The organism is Candidatus Termitispirillum reticulitermitis (assembly GCF_054655775.1).
The window spans coordinates 22439-43537 of the sequence record NZ_BAAIHG010000005.1; the positions used below are offsets into that span (position 1 = coordinate 22439).

Annotated in this window: 23 protein-coding genes; 3 read left to right on the forward strand and 20 right to left on the reverse strand. The window is 43.5% G+C overall.

The genetic code is table 11. From position 1 onward, the window contains the following. Window positions 1-31: 31 nt before the first annotated feature. Window positions 32-469, reverse strand: a complete 438-nt coding sequence (locus AC1MDJ_RS01335) for a C-GCAxxG-C-C family protein (protein ID WP_479689156.1) — start codon at window positions 467-469, stop codon at window positions 32-34. A gap of 125 nt (window positions 470-594) precedes the next feature. Between AC1MDJ_RS01335 and AC1MDJ_RS01340 the strand changes: the two genes are divergently transcribed. Next, window positions 595-1350, forward strand: a complete 756-nt coding sequence (locus AC1MDJ_RS01340) for an amino acid ABC transporter ATP-binding protein (protein WP_479689157.1) — start codon at window positions 595-597, stop codon at window positions 1348-1350. Between the two features lie 77 nt (window positions 1351-1427). Here AC1MDJ_RS01340 and AC1MDJ_RS01345 read toward each other — a convergent pair whose 3' ends face one another. The 16 genes from AC1MDJ_RS01345 to AC1MDJ_RS01420 form a co-directional block, all read right to left on the reverse strand. Further along, window positions 1428-1565, reverse strand: coding sequence for a hypothetical protein (locus tag AC1MDJ_RS01345; protein ID WP_479689158.1), 138 nt, complete (start codon window positions 1563-1565; stop codon window positions 1428-1430). Beyond that, entirely contained in the window at window positions 1555-1815 is a 261-nt protein-coding gene (locus AC1MDJ_RS01350) for a helix-turn-helix domain-containing protein (protein WP_479689159.1), read from the reverse strand. Before AC1MDJ_RS01350 ends, AC1MDJ_RS01345 begins: the two co-directional genes overlap by 11 nt. Window positions 1816-1892: 77 nt before the next feature. Beyond that, window positions 1893-4694: a tetratricopeptide repeat protein gene (locus AC1MDJ_RS01355; protein ID WP_479689160.1), complete on the reverse strand. Its 2802-nt coding sequence runs from the start codon at window positions 4692-4694 to the stop codon at window positions 1893-1895. Beyond that, window positions 4694-5431 (reverse strand): DUF554 domain-containing protein, encoded by a 738-nt coding sequence (locus AC1MDJ_RS01360; protein WP_479689161.1) that lies wholly within the window; start codon window positions 5429-5431, stop codon window positions 4694-4696. Before AC1MDJ_RS01360 ends, AC1MDJ_RS01355 begins: the two co-directional genes overlap by 1 nt. Further along, window positions 5428-6234, reverse strand: coding sequence for an ATP-dependent sacrificial sulfur transferase LarE (gene larE / locus AC1MDJ_RS01365; RefSeq protein ID WP_479689162.1), 807 nt, complete (start codon window positions 6232-6234; stop codon window positions 5428-5430). Before larE ends, AC1MDJ_RS01360 begins: the two co-directional genes overlap by 4 nt. Before the next feature lie 67 nt (window positions 6235-6301). Continuing rightward, window positions 6302-7078 (reverse strand): class I SAM-dependent methyltransferase, encoded by a 777-nt coding sequence (locus AC1MDJ_RS01370; protein ID WP_479689163.1) that lies wholly within the window; start codon window positions 7076-7078, stop codon window positions 6302-6304. 210 nt (window positions 7079-7288) lie between these two features. Beyond that, complete coding sequence (locus AC1MDJ_RS01375; RefSeq protein ID WP_479689164.1) at window positions 7289-7420, reverse strand: hypothetical protein; 132 nt, start codon at window positions 7418-7420, stop codon at window positions 7289-7291. 204 nt (window positions 7421-7624) lie between these two features. After that, window positions 7625-8143 (reverse strand): tetratricopeptide repeat protein, encoded by a 519-nt coding sequence (locus tag AC1MDJ_RS01380; protein ID WP_479689165.1) that lies wholly within the window; start codon window positions 8141-8143, stop codon window positions 7625-7627. A 117-nt stretch (window positions 8144-8260) separates the two neighbouring features. Further along, the gene (pgsA, locus tag AC1MDJ_RS01385; protein ID WP_479689166.1) at window positions 8261-8860 is read right to left on the reverse strand and encodes a CDP-diacylglycerol--glycerol-3-phosphate 3-phosphatidyltransferase; all 600 of its coding nucleotides are present in this window, start codon (window positions 8858-8860) and stop codon (window positions 8261-8263) included. A 3-nt stretch (window positions 8861-8863) separates the two neighbouring features. Beyond that, window positions 8864-9337, reverse strand: a complete 474-nt coding sequence (gene greA / locus AC1MDJ_RS01390; protein ID WP_479689167.1) for a transcription elongation factor GreA — start codon at window positions 9335-9337, stop codon at window positions 8864-8866. Between the two features lie 73 nt (window positions 9338-9410). Next, the gene (locus AC1MDJ_RS01395; protein ID WP_479689168.1) at window positions 9411-11291 is read right to left on the reverse strand and encodes a glycosyltransferase; all 1881 of its coding nucleotides are present in this window, start codon (window positions 11289-11291) and stop codon (window positions 9411-9413) included. Between the two features lie 13 nt (window positions 11292-11304). Continuing rightward, on the reverse strand, window positions 11305-12378 hold the full coding sequence (locus AC1MDJ_RS01400) for an FkbM family methyltransferase (RefSeq protein WP_479689169.1): 1074 nt from the start codon (window positions 12376-12378) through the stop codon (window positions 11305-11307). A 32-nt stretch (window positions 12379-12410) separates the two neighbouring features. After that, on the reverse strand, window positions 12411-13637 hold the full coding sequence (locus tag AC1MDJ_RS01405; protein WP_479689170.1) for a DUF1015 domain-containing protein: 1227 nt from the start codon (window positions 13635-13637) through the stop codon (window positions 12411-12413). Between the two features lie 16 nt (window positions 13638-13653). Continuing rightward, complete coding sequence (tyrS, locus tag AC1MDJ_RS01410; protein WP_479689171.1) at window positions 13654-14847, reverse strand: tyrosine--tRNA ligase; 1194 nt, start codon at window positions 14845-14847, stop codon at window positions 13654-13656. A gap of 9 nt (window positions 14848-14856) precedes the next feature. After that, window positions 14857-16206 (reverse strand): pyruvate carboxylase subunit B, encoded by a 1350-nt coding sequence (locus tag AC1MDJ_RS01415; RefSeq protein WP_479689172.1) that lies wholly within the window; start codon window positions 16204-16206, stop codon window positions 14857-14859. A 129-nt stretch (window positions 16207-16335) separates the two neighbouring features. Further along, complete coding sequence (locus tag AC1MDJ_RS01420; RefSeq protein ID WP_479689173.1) at window positions 16336-16482, reverse strand: hypothetical protein; 147 nt, start codon at window positions 16480-16482, stop codon at window positions 16336-16338. Between the two features lie 211 nt (window positions 16483-16693). Between AC1MDJ_RS01420 and AC1MDJ_RS01425 the strand changes: the two genes are divergently transcribed. Further along, on the forward strand, window positions 16694-17737 hold the full coding sequence (locus AC1MDJ_RS01425) for a DNA cytosine methyltransferase (protein WP_479689174.1): 1044 nt from the start codon (window positions 16694-16696) through the stop codon (window positions 17735-17737). Next, complete coding sequence (locus tag AC1MDJ_RS01430) at window positions 17737-18693, forward strand: restriction endonuclease PLD domain-containing protein (protein ID WP_479689175.1); 957 nt, start codon at window positions 17737-17739, stop codon at window positions 18691-18693. The genes AC1MDJ_RS01425 and AC1MDJ_RS01430 overlap by 1 nt, the downstream gene beginning before the upstream one ends. A 309-nt stretch (window positions 18694-19002) precedes the next feature. On the opposite strand, the gene AC1MDJ_RS01435 is transcribed toward AC1MDJ_RS01430, so the two are convergent. The 3 genes from AC1MDJ_RS01435 to AC1MDJ_RS01445 all read right to left on the reverse strand — a co-directional run. After that, a complete protein-coding gene (locus tag AC1MDJ_RS01435; protein WP_479689176.1) occupies window positions 19003-19383 on the reverse strand; it encodes a LysM peptidoglycan-binding domain-containing protein in 381 nt (126 codons plus the stop codon). 59 nt (window positions 19384-19442) lie between these two features. After that, complete coding sequence (gene mnmE / locus AC1MDJ_RS01440; RefSeq protein WP_479689177.1) at window positions 19443-20756, reverse strand: tRNA uridine-5-carboxymethylaminomethyl(34) synthesis GTPase MnmE; 1314 nt, start codon at window positions 20754-20756, stop codon at window positions 19443-19445. A 31-nt stretch (window positions 20757-20787) separates the two neighbouring features. After that, window positions 20788-21099, reverse strand: a 312-nt coding sequence (locus AC1MDJ_RS01445) for an FkbM family methyltransferase (RefSeq protein WP_479689178.1), incomplete at its 5' end; no start/stop codon positions are given.

Sequence of the window (21099 nt, forward strand, 5' to 3'; positions counted from 1 at the left end):
TGAATAGTTTTGAAAGGCAACCTGTTGCAAACTAACCTATTCTCGTTAAAGCGTTATCGGACAAATATTTCGCTAACAGCTCGCCCGTTTTAGTGATTACATCTAAGCAGTTGAGTCTTTGTTCACGTGTCCCAAATTCATGTTTGCGTATGACATCACATGTTGTGCCATTAAATTGTGTCTTAAAACAGTTATGAAAACCTTTGCTGAGTTTATAAATCTCTGACAAGTCGCCGTCCTGTGGCTCAATACGTCCCTTCAAAGCACCCAGCACCATTATGCTAGCTGAAAGCGCACCGCAAATGTCATTTGAATGACCTATCCCACCACCAAACCCAGTGGCTAACCTTACACCGCTACCGACGCCAAGCTTGCACAGCTCATCAAAGGCTTGAAGCACAGACTCCGAACAATTTAGCTTCTTTCTGTAGTTGTCGCCAGAAAGCTCCCCCGCATTAGCAATAAACATGCGCCCTCCAACCAAAACATGATATATAGCGTTGTAAATATACCATAAAAATAAGAAAATAGCATAAAAAGTTAAGCACTGGTAGTTGCTTGTATTTTTATGTAATTTCTGTATAATATCGCATAATGCCTGAACCTATAATATATGCTAAAGATGTTTGCAAGACATTTATTGCCACCTCTGTGGGGCATACGGACGTTCGTGCGCTGGATAACGCCCACCTCACGGTTGAGGCAGGCGAGGTTGTTGTCATAATCGGTCCCAGCGGCTCTGGCAAGTCAACGTTTTTAAGAACTTTTAATATGTTAGAGCGACCAGACAGCGGCAAGATTATCGTTGACGGGATGGATTTAATGGGCGATAGTTTCAACATAAATAACCTACGGGCTGAGATAGGGATGGTGTTTCAGAGTTTTAACCTATTCCCGCACATGACTGCGCTTAATAATGTGACACTCGCACCTAGTGTTGTCCGTAAAGTGTCAAGCGAGGAGGCTGAAGAAACGGCTAAATATTTTTTACAGAAAGTTGGGCTTGGAGACAAGTTTTATGCGTATCCCTCGCAACTGTCTGGCGGACAGCAGCAGCGGGTGGCAATTGCGCGCTCACTTGCTATGAAGCCTAAGGTAGTATTGTTTGATGAGCCGACCAGTGCCCTAGACCCAGAGATGATAGGCGAAGTGTTAGATGTTATGAAACAGCTTGCCCGCGAGGGTATGACTATGGTGGTGGTAACGCACGAGATGGGCTTTGCTAATCAAGCGGCTGATAAGGTGGTCTTTATGAACCAAGGAGCGGTTTTAGAGGTTGACACCCCGCAAAACTTTTTCAACAACCCAAAAAATGAACGACTGAAGCAATTTTTGAATCAGATATTATAGTAGCTCATCAGCCTATAAACACTGTCTTTACTTCCCCTATAATTTCCCTTGCCTTTTTTAGGTCTAGCCCGACCTTTTCAGCTACAGAATGGCGAGATAGAAAAGCCATTAGCCAGCCACTGCACATCATACTCAAAGGCGCACACAAAACCATTCATTGCTATGCGACCGACCTTCTGTCCATGATAAAAAATATTGATAACTTTATTTTGCATCTATAATCTCGTCTAACGATTGAAAGTTCTTGCGGGCAAACAACTGGTTAAAATCATCTTCATAGCCCAACACCACAGCAATTTTGAATAGAGCAGATAGCGATATTTCACCCTTATTTTCTAAACGCTTGATTGAACCAAGACTGACGCCAGTCCTGTTTGCCAATACACTCTGCGAAAGTCTCGCCTCTTTGCGGCGACTTTTTATTCGTTCAATCAACCCTAGCTTTATAGCTAATATATTATCCATTTATACTATTTTCACCTTATTATAGCTAATATAATAGCTATAATAGGACGAAAAGTCAAGAAAAATTATACAATTTACTAGAACCTTTCTATGTCCAGTGCCAATGGCATCTTATCAAACAGGAATGGGTCTTTCTCCATCATAGAGGTGATTTGCGAAAGAAATTCGCGATAGTTCTCGTCTTTCAGCTGTTTTGCGGCTGTGAGGATTAAGCTACGGTAGTCCCATGGATATTGCAATGTGTAGTTTGGCAGAGTCTCGTCTAGGCGTGGCGCATTATGGTTTATCAGATAGTATAACAGCATATAATACGTACTCTCCTTGTCTAGCTGTTTCATCTGTAGCAACGTGCCAAGAGTTGCTTCTGCATTGACAAAGTCCCTAGTCCATAGGAAAAAGTATAATGCCGCCTTATACTGCGGAACATACCCCATATCGGCACGTCCTAGCTCCTGTAAGTGGCGAATGCCCAGCGGTTTGTCGTGTAGCAGGGTTGCAAGGTTCACCATAGCTACCTTGACACGTTTCTTATCAAGGTGTGCGCTGATATACATATCAGACAATGTTCGCCTGCGCTGCGCCATAATATATTTCGCCGACATCACGGTGTATAGGTCATCTGACGGATGCTCAACAATCCCAGACGCAGGTTTAGTTGACAACTCTATCAAATATTGCAACTCTTTGCTCCTATATAGCGGGCTTTTACCGAACTCTCGCAAATGTCGCTCATCTCTATTAACCATATATTGCGCAAGCGAGCGGATACCTTTAGTGTAATTATTAGGGTTAGTGTCGTTATCAGCCTCAGCAATCACCTTATCTGGAACGTTTAACGCAATAAATGCTAGATACTTTGCCTGTTTTATCATAGTCAGCAACATATTTGTAGTCTGCCCTGCATGCTGACTGGTAAGCCCTAAATATTCATCCGCACTGGAAATAGCCGCACTATACGCCCCTTTAGCTTCTATTATATCCCCCATCCGTTCCAGTGCAAGCCCGCGCCCTAGGTGAGCAGGGGACATATAGCTATTCTGTGATATGGAATTATTAAAATACGTAAGCGCACTATTCATATCGCCGTCAAAGTAGTACATAAGCCCAATGTTATAATACACAAATGCATTTGATTTTAATAAAACTTCTGCACCCTTGAAACGATGCATAGCCTCGTCAAAGTTAAACTTGATAACATTCTCCACCCCCGTGTTGTTCTGCCTCACCCCTTCGCTGAATGCAAGCGAGCGTTCAAGCTCCCCAAGTGCAGCATCAGCATCGTTATTCTTAACCATCTTATAGCCTGTGGCTAAGAATTGATACATTTCATCAGGTTCTACGAAAAACGGATATAACAACATACCAGCCACGTCTGTCGGCGTATTATCAAACTTATAGACAAATGGCATATCGTTGCCGAGAGGCAGCAACGTAAAATTAAACTGCGGTACACGCAAAGTAATGATTTGGTCGTTCACATAATTATTCAATAACTCTGAAACGCGTTCAGAGTTATGCAAATTCCATGCTACAGCGAAGTTATACCAAAAATATTCCGCCTTAGTTTCGTTTATTTGTAACGCCATCTTTTCAGCCGCACGCATATCTCCCTGCTTAAACAGGAGGAAACTTTTATAGATAAAGTAGTCATCGCTTGTATGCACCGGCACACGTGCCAGCATTGCCTCTGCTTGCGACAGGTTCATCATCCTAGAATAGAGCGCCACCCGTGCCAAGTTCACAAATGGACTATCGGCATTGGTAGCTGTTAGCATATCCTGCGCTACCAGCGGGTTAGATTCATACAAGCAAATATGGCGCACTAGTTGGTAAAATAACTGTTCGCTATACGGATAAAGACTATTAGCACTGCGAATATAATTGCCCGCTTGACTCACACGTCCACGTGCAATCATAACACCGTAATATGCGACTATAGCATCAGAGTCGGACGGATAGTCTGATAGTAGATGAGATGCCTCGTCCTCCGCCCTATTTACATCAAGATTGTGCAAATAGCTTTCTATTAGGCGCAGGCGATATTCTTTCTTAGGATTCCATATAATCAATCGTCTTAACGTCTCCGCCTCACTGTCATAGCGTTTCATCTCAGCAAACAATGTTGCTAGTTTGTTGTTGCCCTCATCGCTAGTCTGGTCTTGGTTGAACGCTAACATAGCCCTGTCAAAGGCAGTCCCTTTGTCGCCACGTGTCCACGATATATAGGCAAGGTTATACAGGACAGCAAAATCTTTAGGCTCTAAAAGCTCTAATATTCGCTCCCCCTCGTCTAATTCGCCTATGCTTACTAGATAGTTAGCATAGTTTGACAGGACGAAGTCAGATGTGTTGTCAATGGAAAGAGCCTTTTCATAGTAATATTTCGCCTTAGCAGAATTATTATTTTTGATAGATATATTCGCCATATCAATATACACGCGAGCAGACTTCTGTTTGTTCACAAGACGTGAAAGGTAGTTCTCTGCCTCAACAGTCTTCTCTTGCTCGGCAAGCACAGCAACAAGATTCATTACCGCCTCATCAAAGCTAGGGTCTTCAACGACTGCATTTCTAAAACAGTTTTCTGCACTTACTATGTCGCTAGTCATATAGTAGCTGACACCCATATTATAGTAGGCAACCGCACGGTTCTGCTTCAAGCCTTGTTCATAGTGTGATATAGCACCATGAAAATCACCTTTTAGGAACAGTTCATTACCAGCACTGATTTCTGGTATGACGCTTTCAACAATCATAGTGACCTGTCTAGCGGATGAGTTGTCAACGGATGGCTGCGCTGGCTTCTTGTTGCAAGCAAAGGACACAATTGCCAGCAATATAATACACAAACACTTTATAATTAAGTTCTTATTAGCCATTACGTCCCTTTATATGCAATCATAATGGCATCTACCAATATTATTAACAGCAACGCTGGCAATATATTGCCTACACGTATTTTTGCCATACCTGACACATTTGCACCTATACCTAGTATCATCACCCCGCCTACCACCGTTAAACCATTTATGTAGAGCGGATTGTTCATTAAAAATACTAGCTGCGATGCACCCAGCGAGATTGCCCCCTGAATAACCAACACAGAAACAGCGGAAAATAGCACACCTATGCCCATTGTCGCAGATAATAAAATTGACGATACAAAATCCATCATACTTTTTACAAACAATACATCAGGCTCATCTTTCAATCCATCGTTCAACGAGCCTACAAAAGCCATTGCTCCTACACAAAATAGCACTGTGGACGTAAGAAATGCACTCACAAACGTAGCATTGCTAGAACCCGTCCGCTCCTTTAACCACTCCCCGAACCGCTCTATAGCCCCCTCAACATCTAACAATTCACCTATTAACGTGCCCAGCGCAATACAGAAAACCACTGACAGAACGTCGTGCTCCTCCATAATCATACGAACGCCAATCGCCATAACTACAAGCCCAAATGCTTTCATCACGCGTTCAGACAATTGTCCGTGCGTGTTTTGTGCGCTTGAAACATGGGTTGTATTCTTGCGTCCAAGGCGGGATACTCCTAGCCCTATTACACCGCCAGCAACCACCGCTACAACATTTACTAAAGTGCCTGTTATCATAGTGCTTCGTTCATACTACCCGTGCGATAGCCGAGCATATCAATAGACACATAAGTAAAGCCCAAATCTTTGAATCTATTATAAACATCTGCCCGTCTAGCCTGTTCTGTCAGCTGAACAAAACCCGCATCGTCTGTCTCTATGCGAGCAAGGCTACCATTGTGCAGACGCACACGCACTTGTTTTAGCCCTAAATCTAGCAGGTACTGCTCGGCTTTGTCTATCATACCAAGTCGGGCAGGCGTTATTTCCTCTCCATAGGGGAAACGTGACGATAGGCAGGCAAACGACTGTTTGTTCCAAGTGTTGAGATTAAGTCGTTTAGATAGTTCCCGTATCTCTGATTTATATAGTTCTGCAAAACGCAACGGGCTTTTCACCCCTTGTTCACTGATAGCAGTAAGCCCCGGTCTATAGTCGCCGTTATCGTCCATATTAGAACCTTCCGCAATATTTACAATATCATGCTCACGAGCGACAGCCCAAATCTTGTTGAATAGTTCACTCTTGCACAGATAACAGCGGTTAGTAGGGTTATGTGAAAAACCTTCAATATCAAGCTCTTCAGACTCAACTATGATATGTTTAACGCCGATAGACACCGCAAATGCTCTTGCTTCATTTAGTTCTCTCTCTGGGAATGAACACGATTTAGCGGTAATCGCTATAATTTTATCAGCTAACACATCACGGGCAACTTTCAGCAGGAATGTTGAGTCCACCCCGCCTGAGAACGCCACAGCAACGCTACCAAGCGAGCCTAGATATTCATGCAGTTTATTATACTTAGTCTGTAAATCCATAGGGGTAATCATATAGTATGATGAGCACTTCTGTCAAGCATTAGGCACTTAGCATCTTAATGCAATTTTATTCTCTATTTTTCTTGCACACAGCTAGGATTGATAGCCCCGGTAGGTGAATGTGCAGTTTGTCTAGGACTTTATTTATGAAGAAATCAACATTTAATGCTATTTTTGCCATTTTAGTTCTTATGTCATTTTTGCTATAATCCCATACTACGTATTCAGCAATATTTAAGGCATGCTCATATCGTATTTTAAGCGTTTTCAGCACTAATGTTATAGCACTCAATACAAACAAGCTCGTATAGAAGTAGTGGCTCTTTTCTACTATTAGATTGTTGTCAACGAGCAACCTCAATAATCGCCCCTTGCGATAGCGGCGAAAATGCCCAACAAAAGAATCGTGCGGAGACCATAAGAACTGCCACGCTGGCACGGTTATCACGACACTTCCATTATCTGATAGTTTATTGAGAACACCTTTCAGAAATGCTCCTTCATCCTCTACGTGCTCCAGAACATCCATTAACAAGACACAATCTATAGATTTGTCCTCTAGTTTCTCAATGTTATTTAGACAGATTACCCCTCCATCGTCCCGCTGAGCATCAGGAAAGGCTAAATCAACAGCAAAAACCTTGCCCTGCGTTTTGTCTAATAGCTTTTTTGCAAAGTAGTTATCTCCCGAGCCAATGTCTGCGTATGTATGTATGTATGTATGTATGTATGTAGTATGTATGTATGTATTAGACGGTTGCGGTATGATACCTAGTATGCATTCAGCTCGCGACAATTCCCACGGGTGTCTATACTCCCCTGCACCAATCTCTTTTACATCCATACGGCTAGTTTAGCATATCTATAAATTATAGCAACATTGATTTACGCCACCGTGACAAGGAGTTGTCGGCGATTATACATTTGACTGGACTAGAATGTTGTAAGTAATCCTTACGCTGTGAACGTATGAATGGTTTTCTAAGGGCAGTCAGAGATTATTAGGTATTTCTCTCCTCATCAGTGGAGGCTAAGAATAGCTTTTAATCTCTAACTAACCCTTAAAACCAGTAATAAAAAATGGAATATCTTTTACCAAGGTGCAATCAGGCGATACGATACCCGATAATCTAACAACTTTTTTCCGTGCAACCTCAGAACCAACAACAGAACCCAACGCTAGCATATTGGTGTTGTCATTAAATCAGTCGCAAATTGTCAGACCGCTATAGCTTTATTTCAACCAGATAGCGTATCCTTCCCCAAGCACATAATGATTATACACAGACACCAATAACGAGACAAACCCTAAAAGGTGCTTATGGGACGGTAAGGGACGATAAAATGAGGGGAGAATATAACTCCCCCCTTAGGAGAGGTGGCGACAAAATTAAACAAAACTCTCCGCCATTCGTTCCAGTTTCCAGTTTGCACCGATATGTCCTAGCTGGGATGCACGATGAAAGTAAGATTCCGCCATATACGGCGATTTTGCTACCCAGTCCCCGCTGGCATACATATTGCCGATATTATACAACGCTGCAGCATTGCCCTGCTCTGCTAGTTGCGCATATATCAGATATGCCCGTTCTAAATCTCTGCTATTGCTCTTATAATACATATCCGCCAGCGCAAGCATTGCCAGTTCATAGCCCTTGTCAGCCGCCTTAGTGTACCAATATATAGCCCTGTCATCGTTGCGAGCAATCCCCTGACCAAACCTATACATCAGCCCTAGATTATACTGCGCCGCAATATGCCCCTGAACCGCTGCTTGGTGATACCACTCAAACGCCACCTCGCGGTCAACGCCGCAACCCTGCTCGCCGAAAAAGTAATTGTTGCCTATTTCATAGCAACATTCCGATGAATGCAACGCTTCAGCCGGTTGTTCCGGTAAAACTAGCATAATGAAACCCCTAATTTTATTAGCCGCAAGCAGACATTCTTTGTCTTACAAACCGCTTATCTATACTACATGCAGGATGGTATCCTTACACTCCCGCTCGTCTAAACCTTAACTCTATCATCCAAGCAACTTAAAATACCGCCTAAAATAATTAAACCCTGAGAACAGCGATGCTACTAATGCTACATGGATTAACACCGTTCCCGTAATAAATGCTGGCACATAAAACCCACCTGAACTGCCCGCTGAATATATATCAAACATCTTAAACGGATATATAACAAGACTGTCATAAAATATTATAAAGCCAATCGCAATATTCTGTAGCAACGTCTTAAACTTGCCCCACTTATCCGCCGCTATTATCACACCTTTAGACGCCGCTAAATCTCTCAAAGCTCCCACAGCAAAATCTCTAAACAACATTAAAATAGGCACATAAACGGCTAACTTGTGCATATCCACTAGTGCTATCATAGCAGCCGCTACATAAATCTTATCAGCAACGGGGTCTATTATCTTACCGAAATTAGTAACAAGTTTATACTTACGGGCAAGCCAGCCGTCCAACAAGTCAGTTAGCGCAAACAACGTCCACAATATCGTAGCAAGCAAGTTTGAATATGGGAAACCCGCATACATCAGTGCAAGGTATATAGGTATCCCTACTAATCTGCATAGCGTTATCACATTAGGAGCGTTAAATATATTGCCCATACGCTATGCGAACTTAACCTCCATTATCTCATACTCTATCTCGCCACCCGGCGCAGGCACTACTGCATTATCACCAGTCTTCTTTGATAGTATCGCCTTAGCAAGGGGAGACATCACAGACACCTTGCCTTTGGTAATATCAGCCTCGTCAGGACCAACTATCGTATATAGCTTGCGCTCATTGGTGTCCACATTTTCAAGACTTACCGTAGCACCAAATATGACCTTGTCGCCTTTCAGGTCAGATACATCTATCACCTCAAAACGTGACATCTTGCTGTCAAGCTCCGATATGCGCGCCTCTATTATCCCCTGTTTTTCTTTGGCGGCATCATACTCGGCATTCTCGCTGAGGTCGCCCTGACTGCGTGCATCGGCAATCTCCTCTATAACTTTCTTCCTATCAACATTTTTAAGGCGTTCCAGCTCTGCTTTCAGCCTAGCATGACCCTCTCTGGTAATCGGTATGTTGTCCATATCTGCTCCTTAGATAAGTCTCTGACAAATCCTCTAAAATATTTGTGGATAGTAGCACATTTTTAACAATTTTTCAAGAGGAAAATGTAATATACTCCCCTATCGTTTTTTCTGTGTGTCTCCATTCACCAACAGTTCTGCGTCCGTCCACACCGCAATACCTGCACATCGGCACCGGCGATGCTAAAAAGTTTATAACCTCATCTATATTCGCCACTTCGTGTATATCTACATAATCATTACTGGTGAGCGGCACGTGCTCTCCAAAGTGCTTATTGAAATGATGAATATTTAAGATAACGCTACATGTAGCAAGTTTGCCATCTCGCAACATTAGGCAAGCATTCGCCATAAAACACTTTGCATAGTTGAGCTTAACATCGCCACTGCCTTGCAAATCCAGCGGATATTGCTGGGAAAACTTGACAACGATATTTTGGAAGTAGTCCAACTTGCAGTCAAAACTTGCCGCATACTCATCTACCCGTTGCCAATCTACGACAGGATATTTTGTAGGGGAAACTTTAATATTATACCGCTTTATAGCCTCCCAGAACTCCGCCTTTTGTTGCAACAACAACAAACCATTTGTCACTAGTTTAATATCAGTCTGCGGGAAGTTCTCTCGCGCCACTCTGAAAAATGGGATAATATCGGGGTGCAATAGCGGCTCGCCCCCCATTAGGTGTATGACGTCAATCCCTCGTTTATAACGGCTAGTTAACTCCCGCATACGCTCCATATCATGTATGAAACTGTCAATATTCGCAAATTCCGCCTCCGCTAACTGCGAAAAGTGCGAACAACTATAGCAGCCTAGATTGCAATGCTCGGCTAGATGTATCTCTAGCTTGTGTATAGGCAGGCGGAAACAATATGGGGGCAAGACTAGCTTTAATAGCCGCTTGAACGGCACGGACAGCTGACTATAATTCCATCCTTTCACACTAGAAACATAATAAAGTTGTTGCAATGCCTTAAAGAAACGCATCCCCATCAGCATATCTCTGCCTATATGAATACCTAGTCCGCGCACAAGGCAGAAAATGACAAGTTTCGCAGAATTAAACGCTTTGCTCCAAAAGCTAACATTTAATTGCCCTTTCAATGGGGAGCGGGCAAGATATGGATAAAAATACAAAAAGCCACTACACGCTGTAAATAGCCGCGCAACTCCGCTAAACACATTCCACGGGCGACACTGTGGAGCACCCGCATAGTGAAATATTGCAACATCTTTATCAACAATAGGCTGACAGCCAGTCAGCCTATAAAACTTGCTTGTCATAATGGTATTCCACGCTGATGATATATAGGCAATACGCCCCTTACAGCAGATATTTAGCAAGTCGTTATCAGCAAAGTGCAGTTGCTTTACATCTCGCAATATCCCTACAACTCTGTCAATAAAATTGCCCTTGCGCATACGGGCAAGGTTCATCAACAAAACACCAGAATTGACATAGTCACATTTAGACACCCCTAGTTTGCGAAAATAGCCCGACAGCGGATGGCTGTCAGGCAAAGAACTTATCCAGAGGTCGCGTGCGCCTCCAAGCTCGTTATCTCCAAGAGCTGTGTTAAACAACTCTGCAACGTCCCGCCTGACGATAATATCGCAGTCCAGATAAAGCAGTTTATCTAAATCTGGGAATATCTGTGGAGCAAAAACCCGATAAAATGCTGACAACGGGTATCTGCCAGCATAGACACTCCCCAGTCTATCCTTATATTCCGCAACAACAGCGGCATCGCTAATAAAATCAAGCGAAATATCTGTGCGACCGTCAGTAATAGCATGCAACGCTATCCTGCTAGCCTCTGTCAACCCCACGTCAATCACATAAACCCTATAGCTGTTTTGCGGAGACGCGTGCCGCACAACTGAGCCTAGCGCACAGGATAGCTGGACGGCGAAATTATTATCAGAAACAAAAAGAATGGATATATTCATAGTTAGCTAGCATTTACTCTGCTATAAGCAATATCTCAACATAGAATGATTCGTGCGGTATTTGGACTATTCTAAATTTATACCCCAATCCCCAACTTTCAAGCATCGGCTTAATATGAAAAAAATCACTCGGATTATGATATATACTGATAAAGAGAACGGGCTTGTCTCTGCAGATAAGCCCCCGTGCACCAGCTAAAAAGTTTTGCTCAAAGCCCTCAATATCAATCTTAATCAGCCCTACCTCGCCTAGCCCCTCACGTTTAGCAAAGTTATCTAGTGTGTCACACTTAATCTGCTCTGAACCTCTATTCTTATAGCTCATCACAAGGCTACTCATCCCCAAGTTCACAGACATTGCTGCCTCCCCCTCGCTGTCGCCGAGCGCAAGTTTGACAGGGACGATATTTTTAGTGCCGTTTAGTTGGATAGTCTTGAGTAGTTGGGAATAGTTGCCACTGGTAGGCTCAAAGGCATATAACTGTTTATCGGTATATTGTGCCAACACCACAGCAGAATCGCCTATGAATGCACCTACATCTAGTATATTTTTAGTGCGGATTTCAGCTAGCCTCATTAAAGTGTCTTGCGGTTTGCCATCGTGATAGCTAAGCTCTGGAACGGAAGGAAATTTGTAACGTCCGCAAACAAAATAGTCGTTCATATTAGATACGCCCTCTTTCATCTGTTGCATCTGCCTACGCCATTCCTTCTCCTCATCGGGATAGATATCCAATACAAGCTCACAGGCAGGGTCGTCTATGGCAAGACGGACACCCCGCAAAACCCTGTCAACCGTATCTACACTGCCACTATCCATACCCGCAACTAACATGTCGTAAGCATCTGACTTAGCTATACTAGCAAAAGAGGTTCTCCAGTCATCAAATACGGGGTCGTCTGCTACCGCTATATTCATAAGCGACCAGTCGCGCCGTTTTCTGCGCCTATGTGTCTTATACCACTCGCATAAACGAACAAGCCCGCTCATCAATAACTTGTTTTTGATGTCCACACTTACACCGAAAAGGTTTAGGACTTTATGGCTACCCGCATCATACAAGTATATAATTTCAGAAAGTTTCAACTATTATTCCTTTTGTTTCCCGTGAAACATTTTTATTTCAACAAATTAAACGCTAGTCCAGTGACTGGTTTCGGATAAAAATAGGTAGACTTCTGTGGCATAACAAGTCCATTCTCCGATACCTCTTTTATGGTCTCTGCGGGTAGTCCCGCCAACACAAAGCCAACCTTTGCGCCGCTGCTGCTGTCAGTTTCGCTATAAACATCCTCTAGTTCTTGATAAAAATGTAGTCCCTGTTTAGCTAGCAGTTGCGCATCGGAGAACATGAGGTGCTTTTTCAGTATGCCGTGCTCCAGCGTATAGGTGTCCACTGCACGGTATGGCTGAGGAAAAGTGTCTATTAGTGCCTTTTTAGCAGTCAATATATGCGTAATCCCATTAGCCCTTATCAATATCTGTCCCGTAGTGGGCAAATAGTCCTCCTTGTTGCACAATTTCACGTCAAAATCTGTCTTCAGCGCATTGACTAGACTGTCAGGGGTTATCCCATTTTGCAAATCTACCACCCTATGGGTCGGCAACACCAACAGACCCGGGTCATAAAAGTTCACAAAGAACATCATTATATAGTCATAGGGCATATCGGTCTGGGAACCGTCTTTGTCCCTCATCTCATCTCTATACGTAAGAGCCGTTTCATAGCGGTGGTGTCCATCGGCTATGTATATTGATTTATCTGCCATAAAGGTCTGTAGTTCTGCTAAATTCGCAGTCTCGTCTATAGCCCACAAGGAATGTTTTATATTTTCATAGTCAACCGTGCTAACATTTGGCAACCCCTGCTTATAGCGATAAATAATATTCTTTTCATCTAGGTATAGTCCAAAGATTGGGCTAAAATTAGCCTGCGTAGCCCTCATTAACTCTAGCCTATCTTGCTTAGGGGCAGACAACGTTTTTTCGTGCGGATATACAGAGCCTTTGCCGAAATTTTCTAGTTTTAATAATCCCAACAGCCCAGTGCGCACATAGCTCTTGCCATTATAGCTGAACTCTTGCTCATAGATATAGAACTTGTCAGCAGATTCCTGCATAAGCACGCTCTCAGCAAGCCACTTATTAAATGTTTCTGCTGCACGTTCATATTTATCAGTCCCGCCCACTGGTAGGTCAATACTTACTACATTGTGCGGGGAGCGTTGCAACAACGTTTCACGCTCCGCAGGAGATATTACATCGTAAGGAGGTGCAATAACCTCATTTAATAACACCTTTTCCAAATCATAGTGGATAGGTTTGAACGCTTTTATTATAGCCATTTATTCACCTCGTTCATTAGTTCATTAGTTTGAGCTTGGCAAACTTCCGCTTGCCTACCTTCAACACCGCATCAGGCTTGTTGACTTTATATGTTAAAATATCCGTTATACGTTCCCCGTCTAGCGACACACCGCCTTGCTCAGCTATTCGGCGCGCCTCGTTGCGACTAGGGGCAAAGTTCAATGCTGTGATAATATCTATCAACGCGGTGTCCGCCTTGTAGTCATAAACTTGCATATCCTCTGGATTTTCCCGTTTAGAGAATACGCGCTCAAACTCATCACGTGCCGTCTGCCCCGCACCCGCCCCGTGATAGCGCGACACTAACTCAACAGCAAGCTCCTTTTTAGCCGCCATTGGGTGTGCCACACCGCTAACCACATCAGCCTTTAGCTTAGCAATTTCCGCTACAGATTTATCGCTCAGCAGGGTATAGTAGTTCCACATCAAACCATCATTGATAGACATCAGCTTGCCGAACATGTCCCCCGCAGGTTCGTTTATCCCCACATAGTTATTCAGCGATTTGCTCATCTTATGAATGCCATCCAGCCCTACAAGTAGTGGCATAGTCAGCACATTCTGCCCACGCAATCCATAAGAGCGTTGTAGCTCACGCCCAACTAGCAAGTTAAACTTCTGGTCGCTACCGCCAAGCTCCACATCGCATTTGAGCGCAACTGAGTCATAGCCCTGCAGTAGCGGATACATAAACTCGTGAATGCTAATCGGGCGGTTCTCACGATAGCGTCTCTCAAAGTCATCTCGTTCAAGCATACGCGCCACAGTGTATTTAGCCGATAACTCTAACATGCCAACACTGCCAAGCGCAATAAGCCATTCACTATTAAAGCCAATAATCGTTTCGTCTGGGTCAAGCACCTTGAATACTTGTTGTTTATACGTTTCTGCGTTCTCCAGCACCTCTTCACGGGTAAGTGCCTTGCGCGTGTCAGACTTGCCACTAGGGTCGCCTACCATACCTGTAAAATCGCCTATAAGGAAAACTACCTTATGCCCGCACTGCTGGAACTGACGCATCTTCTGCAACAAAACCGTATGCCCCAAATGTAAATCTGGGGCAGTCGGGTCAAAACCCGCCTTTATAGTGAGCGGTTCACCAGTCTTTAACCGTTCTAAAAGCTCCTCACGACTTATAAGCTCATCTATTCCACGCTCTATAAGCTCTAACTGCTCCTGCGGATTCAAATATTCCCCCTACTTCGCGCGATTAGCAAAGAACGTGAGTGCCACATCAGGGAACACCGCATAGCTCAAAACGTCTTCAATAGGCGCATTTGGATAGCCCTTGTCCGCAAGCTCTTTCTTTAAATTTTCAAACTGCGGCTTTATATCGTTCGCTGGACGATAGTCTATAACTTTATCATCGCCGATAATCTTATGCCTTATCTCGTCTGATATAGGTCCGGGCAGTCTGCCGTATTTGCCGCGCACCATATCCTTAATCGGCTCTGGTATAGTGGTATAGCGACCAAACATTACATTAAACGTAGCCATTGTGCCAACCATTTGGCTGGTAGGAGTCACGAGCGGCGGATAGCCCAAATCTGCTCGCACACGCGGCATCTCAGCAAGCAATTCTGGGTATTTATCCTCAGCACCCTGCTGTTTCATCTGATTTAGCAGGTTAGAGAGCATCCCACCCGGTAGTTGGAATGACAATACTTTAGGGTCTATATCTATCGCCGCATTTAGCTCAAATGCTTTGATTAAATCTTTCTTCACAACGCGGAAATGGTCAGCTAGTTTGTTCAACTTATCACTATCCAGCCCAGTGTCGCGCTCATTGCCCTTTAACACCGCAACAAGCGATTCTGTGGCAGGCTGAGACGTAGACTCCGCAAATGGCGAAAGTGCAGTGTCCACAATATCAGCCCCTGCCTCAACCGCCTTTAGATACGCCATTGATGCCATGCCACTGGTGCAGTGAGAGTGCATCTGTATAGGAAGTTTCACATTTTCTTTCAATGCCTTTACTAGCTCGTAAGCCGTATATGGCGAAATCAAACCCGACATATCTTTAATGGCTATGGAGTGCGACCCCATATCGGCAAGCTTCTTCGCCAGCTGCACATAATCAGAGACTTTATGATATGGGCTAATCGTATAGACCAGTGCGCCCTGTATGTGCGCTTTAGCCTCTTGAGCCGCCTTGAATGAGCTTTCCATATTGCGCACATCGTTCAGTGCATCAAATATGCGTATGCGACTAACCCCGTTCTCCACCGAGCGTAGCACAAACTCACGCACCACGTCATCGGCGTAGTGGCTATAACCCAGTATGTTCTGCCCGCGCAAGAGCATTTGTATAGGTGTTTTCTTAAGATGCCTCTTCAGAGTCCGCAGACGCTCCCATGGGTCTTCATTCAGAAAACGCATACACGTGTCAAATGTTGCCCCGCCCCACGCCTCAATAGCATCGTAGCCGACCTCATCCATGGCTTCCAGCACAGGCAGCATATCGGACAGCCTCATACGGGTAGCCAACAGCGATTGATGCCCGTCCCTTAAAACAGTTTCCATAATCTTTACAGCTTTCGTTCCCATAAGTCACCCCCCTCCCCCATATACTCAATGACTATGTTATAACAAAAATTAGATAAAGACAAGGAACAATCAATGTATTTGAATTAATTAAAACTGCTATTTTTCAGGAACTCAGCTCCAAAATACTTTTTAGCACTCTTTGTTACGCTTGGAGCTAAAAGGAACAGTTTTAGACTGTGCCATTGCCTCTTCAAACCCGCCCTCTGCCTTAAGTTCACCACTCCTAACTATCGTCACTAGTTTCTCGTGTAGTGTCATAATATTCGCTGTTTCCATAGCACCCTCCTTGAATTTTTATATTATCGTGAAACTATAGCGCACTACTCTAAATTGAGCTAGCAAAAACAGGATATTTCTTGTAGATTATAGGCTAATATATTAAGTGATGTGTGAGGTATGAGCATTTGCTATGCTTTTACTAATAAATTCTTGACAGTGTCCGATATTATGGCTTATAATGCAATAATTCCAATGGGGATAAATATTTATGGATAAAAAAATTAGATTGGCAGAGCTTTTTTGTGGAGCTGGTGGCATCGGGCTTGGGGCTTCTTTGGCTAGTGTCGATGGTATTAGCATAGAACATATCTGGGCAACAGACTACGATAAAGACGCTTGCGCTACATACAGGGAGAATATAAAGCCCAAAGACGTGATATGTGAGGATATCCGCAAATTAGATTTTGAGAAATTACTAAAAAAATATGGGGAGGTTGATTGTTTGACCTTTGGTTTCCCCTGTAATGACTTTAGTTGTGTAGGGGAGCAGAGAGGACTTCATGGGACATTTGGTGCATTGTATGAGTATTGTGTAAAAGCGTTAAATGTTTTTAAGCCGAAATACTTTGTTGCTGAAAATGTTAGTGGTTTGAGGAATGCTAATGATGGTGAGGCTTTTAGTCGCATATTAAAAGCTTTTCGTTCTGCGGGTTATGAAATATACCCTAATTTATATTGCTTTGAGAATTATGGGGTGCCGCAAAAACGCCACAGGGTAATAATTGTTGGCATACGAAACGATGTGCCCATAAAGTTTGCTGTGCCGTCCTATAAGTCATTCTCAACAGTGGATAATTCTGTTGAAACAGCATTGAAAAATATTCCTAACGATGTGGCTAATAATGAATTGACCGCTCAATCGCCTGTCGTAGTTGAACGTTTAAAGCACATAAAGGAGGGCGAAAATGCTTTTACAGCAAAATTGCCACCACATCTGCAGCTGAATATAGGGGGCGTTAAAATAAGCCAAATATACAAACGGTTAAAGGCTAACGAACCAGCTTACACAATTACTGGAAGTGGTGGAGGTGGGACACATGTTTACCATTTTAAGGAAAACCGTGCATTGACAAATCGTGAACGTGCTCGTCTTCAAACGTTTACTGATAACTTTATTTTTCTTGGCTCAAAAGAAAGTGTTAGAAAACAAATAGGTATGGCAGTTCCACCCAGTGGGATAAAAATCGTCTTTGAAGCTCTATTGAATAGCATTGAGGGTAATGCATACGAAACTATAGAGGCTAAGATTTAATGTCCTCTATAATACTAAAGAAAGACCTTTTTAATGAAATTTTACTGCACCCAGCTGAACACTTTGATGAGCTTTGTGTGGTGTCTGGATTTGCTACCCCTGCTATGGCAGTACACCATTTATCAGCCGTAGAAGAAACTTTTGACAGAGACACCTTAAAGATAAACCTTATAATCGGAATGACCCCGTTGTCTGGCATATCAAAGCCACATCACAAAAACTTTGTGAAACTTGCAGAAAACAGACCTGATTTTGTGTGCTCATACATAGAACAGAATTCAGCACCTATACATACAAAACTATACACGTGGCTAAATAATGGTAAGCCAGAAATTGCTTTTCTTACATCAGCTAATTATACTCTTAATGCTTTTAGGCAACTACAAGATGAAGTTGCCACCGAATGCAATCCTGAAGAAGCTTTTGAATATTACAACTCCAAAATAGCACATTCTTCTTATTGCACTTGCCCTGAAGTGACAGACCTTGTGGTAGAGGCTGGCACGAAGACTTATGAAATACCTGAAGTAGAACATGAAGCAACAAAGACGAATGGCGAAATGGTAAAACTTCCTCTATTTTCAGAAAGAACTGGCAAAATACATAACCATGCAGGCTTAAACTGGGGACAACGAGATGGGCGAGAACCTAACCAAGCATATATACCAATACCAAGCAATATAGCAAGGTCAGGTTTTTTCCCGCCACGTGGTGAACATTTTTCTGTGTTGACTGATGATGGAATTCCTTTTGTATGTGCAGTGGCACAACAAAATGATAAAGCCATACACACGTCAAACAACAACAGCGAGTTCGGCGAATATTTTAGACGTAAACTGAATGTTCCACTTGGAAAACCAATAAGCCTTGCTAACCTAGATAGATATGGCAACAGATATGTTTCTTTTACCAAGATAAATGAAGAAGAATACTATATGGAATTTCAAGGTATATAGAACCATAAGGACAATTGTGCAGTATGCTAAAAACACTTTACCTTTTGGCTGGGACAAATGGTAGTAGCAAAAGCATTTTTGCAAAGGTGTTGCTGGCTATTAGGATTGAACTAATATACATATTCCTTTATGATGTTGAGGCTTGTATCTAGCGCGTAAAGAACCTTATTGCCAATAGCGGACACTACGTTTAATGCTGGTGACATCAGACGCCGTTATAAGCGCAACAGGAAAAACTTTGTTAACATAAAAGAGGGGGAACTTGCCCCCTCTTTATATTAAGCTCAACCCTATATCAAACTCAGCTCACTATCTGCGTGCACGATTTGCGCGATAATACTTGATAGCCTCAGCCTTGCGCTCACTAGACACATTTTCTGGTATGTCAAACTTTTGAGCTGGGTATATTAAATCAGGGTTCTTGATAGAATCTTGATTTGCCCAGTAGATAAGTGCCCATAAGCGCACATCAGAATATTTGTCCCTCGCTATCAGCGACAGACTTTTCCCCTCTTCAACGGTATAGCTATTGGTCTTTACAGTTGCTGGAACAGGACTCAGTGCTGGTTCAGCTACTGGAACGGGAGGCTTGGAAACTGCCGCTGATTCAGGTTGTTCAACATTAGCACAAGCCACCAATAACAATAATGTAGGTAAGATTAGCGACGCCCTCTTAAAATTAAACATCATAAAAACACCCCCTCTCTTACACTATCAATTTAGTCCCTCTTTATATATTGTCAATACCCCTACTTCCCAATACAAAACTTAGAAAATAATTTATCTAGCGTCTCTTCAGCAACGTTTGCACTGACTGTTCTATCTAACGCACCAACAGCACTGCGCAGATGAAACGCCTGCTTATCAAGCGAGATGTATTCGTTGATACCCCCTAGCTCCTCTAATGCAAGCTGACATTCCACCCGCTGGCTATCGGCAAGCAATGCAGGCAGGGTGTCATCGGGCGGCAAGAGCAGGCGAGCACGTGAAACTAACAACTCTTTTAGTTTATTAAGAGAACCCGCGTCATCAGCCGATATATCAACATCCGTTTTATATGGCGACTTCCGCTCAAGGTCGGCTTTCGTCCCAACGATAACTTTAGCTTTGGAGTTTTCTACTAACTCTAATGTTTCACGGGAAACATTTTGAACGTTTAAGTCTATTAAGATTAACGTCAGGTCTGCGGCTACGACCTCATCAGCAGCGCGGCGCACCCCCTCTCTCTCGGCGGCAGACTCACTCTGACGAAGCCCTGCGGTGTCTGATAGCGACAGGGCAAGCCCTTGAATATTTATAGCCTCTGACAACACGTCCCGTGTCGTCCCTGCCTCATCTGATACTATGGCACGTTGTTTGCCGAGCAGCTTGTTAAACAACGTGGACTTACCAGCGTTAGGTGCGCCAGCTATCACCACGCGGACACCATTCACGGCACGTTTCAATCCATCGTAGCTATCAAGCAGCCCTATCAACCGCTCTTTCACAGCTTCTACGCGGGCGAGCAACTCAATGTGTTTAGGGGTGTCTAGTTCTTCAGAAAAATCTATCACAGCCTCAACCTCAGCAAGGCTATCAATTAAACTGGTGCGAATATCGTGAAAGATAGTGTCCAGCTCTCCATATAGCACACGCCCTGCCGCCTTTACCCCCACATCAGTTGTCGCACGGATTATTGAATTAACTCCCTCAGCCTGTGTGAGTGTCAACTTGCCGTTCAGGTATGCCCGTCTTGTGAATTCTCCCGCCTCTGCCACCCTAACGCCAGCGTTCGTGAAGTCCATCATCGCGGTGTTCACTATTAGCGGGTTGCCATGAAATGAAACTTCAAGCACGTCTTCTCCAGTGTAAGAGTTAGGGGCTTTGTAATAGACAACAAGCACATCATCTGTAATTAGTGGGTTATAGCTGGACACGAAAGTTGCACGTGTTGCCTTTCTAGGGGTGAGCCTGCTCGCAGACAGGGAAAGGTATTTTAGCAATGGCAACACATCACCTGACAGGCGCAGAACTATGACAGCTGCGGGTTGCGCAGGCGTAAGCGGTGCCATAATGGTATCCATTACGCAATTATTACGCAGGACGGCGAAAAAGTCAATCTAACTCACGAGGATAAGCAAATAGTGATGTTTCACCAGCAGCACCATTTGGCGAAAAATGATGTTTTTCTATGGTTATCTTATAGTTTAGGTCTTTCACAAACTCCGCTAACAGTGGCACCATTTCAAAGAACTCCTCGGGGTTATGGTAGATAGACAGAGACAACACGGGGCGGAACTTGCGAATTGTCCGCTCCATACCGCGCAGGGCAGCTAAACCAAAACCCTCTATATCTGCCTTAATAAAGCCGACATTTAGGTTGCCACGTTCCTCTACGAATGAATCTAGGTCTGTGACACTAGCTTC

Excerpts from the sequence above, each read along its gene's own strand:
- AC1MDJ_RS01380 (WP_479689165.1), bottom strand. The coding sequence starts at position 8,143 with ATGCTAGTTTTACCGGAACAACCGGCTGAAGCGTTGCATTCATCGGAA.
- AC1MDJ_RS01425 (WP_479689174.1), top strand. The coding sequence starts at position 16,694 with ATGGATAAAAAAATTAGATTGGCAGAGCTTTTTTGTGGAGCTGGTGGC.
- AC1MDJ_RS01345 (WP_479689158.1), bottom strand. The coding sequence starts at position 1,565 with ATGCAAAATAAAGTTATCAATATTTTTTATCATGGACAGAAGGTCGGT.
- mnmE (WP_479689177.1), bottom strand. The coding sequence starts at position 20,756 with ATGGATACCATTATGGCACCGCTTACGCCTGCGCAACCCGCAGCTGTC.
- pgsA (WP_479689166.1), bottom strand. The coding sequence starts at position 8,860 with ATGGGCAATATATTTAACGCTCCTAATGTGATAACGCTATGCAGATTA.
- greA (WP_479689167.1), bottom strand. The coding sequence starts at position 9,337 with ATGGACAACATACCGATTACCAGAGAGGGTCATGCTAGGCTGAAAGCA.
- AC1MDJ_RS01405 (WP_479689170.1), bottom strand. The coding sequence starts at position 13,637 with ATGGCTATAATAAAAGCGTTCAAACCTATCCACTATGATTTGGAAAAG.
- AC1MDJ_RS01370 (WP_479689163.1), bottom strand. The coding sequence starts at position 7,078 with ATGGATGTAAAAGAGATTGGTGCAGGGGAGTATAGACACCCGTGGGAA.
- AC1MDJ_RS01430 (WP_479689175.1), top strand. The coding sequence starts at position 17,737 with ATGTCCTCTATAATACTAAAGAAAGACCTTTTTAATGAAATTTTACTG.
- AC1MDJ_RS01335 (WP_479689156.1), bottom strand. The coding sequence starts at position 469 with ATGTTTATTGCTAATGCGGGGGAGCTTTCTGGCGACAACTACAGAAAG.
- AC1MDJ_RS01420 (WP_479689173.1), bottom strand. The coding sequence starts at position 16,482 with ATGGAAACAGCGAATATTATGACACTACACGAGAAACTAGTGACGATA.
- AC1MDJ_RS01350 (WP_479689159.1), bottom strand. The coding sequence starts at position 1,815 with ATGGATAATATATTAGCTATAAAGCTAGGGTTGATTGAACGAATAAAA.
- AC1MDJ_RS01360 (WP_479689161.1), bottom strand. The coding sequence starts at position 5,431 with ATGATAACAGGCACTTTAGTAAATGTTGTAGCGGTGGTTGCTGGCGGT.
- AC1MDJ_RS01340 (WP_479689157.1), top strand. The coding sequence starts at position 595 with ATGCCTGAACCTATAATATATGCTAAAGATGTTTGCAAGACATTTATT.
- larE (WP_479689162.1), bottom strand. The coding sequence starts at position 6,234 with ATGGATTTACAGACTAAGTATAATAAACTGCATGAATATCTAGGCTCG.
- AC1MDJ_RS01435 (WP_479689176.1), bottom strand. The coding sequence starts at position 19,383 with ATGATGTTTAATTTTAAGAGGGCGTCGCTAATCTTACCTACATTATTG.
- AC1MDJ_RS01375 (WP_479689164.1), bottom strand. The coding sequence starts at position 7,420 with ATGCTAGCGTTGGGTTCTGTTGTTGGTTCTGAGGTTGCACGGAAAAAA.
- AC1MDJ_RS01415 (WP_479689172.1), bottom strand. The coding sequence starts at position 16,206 with ATGGGAACGAAAGCTGTAAAGATTATGGAAACTGTTTTAAGGGACGGG.
- AC1MDJ_RS01355 (WP_479689160.1), bottom strand. The coding sequence starts at position 4,694 with ATGGCTAATAAGAACTTAATTATAAAGTGTTTGTGTATTATATTGCTG.
- AC1MDJ_RS01395 (WP_479689168.1), bottom strand. The coding sequence starts at position 11,291 with ATGAATATATCCATTCTTTTTGTTTCTGATAATAATTTCGCCGTCCAG.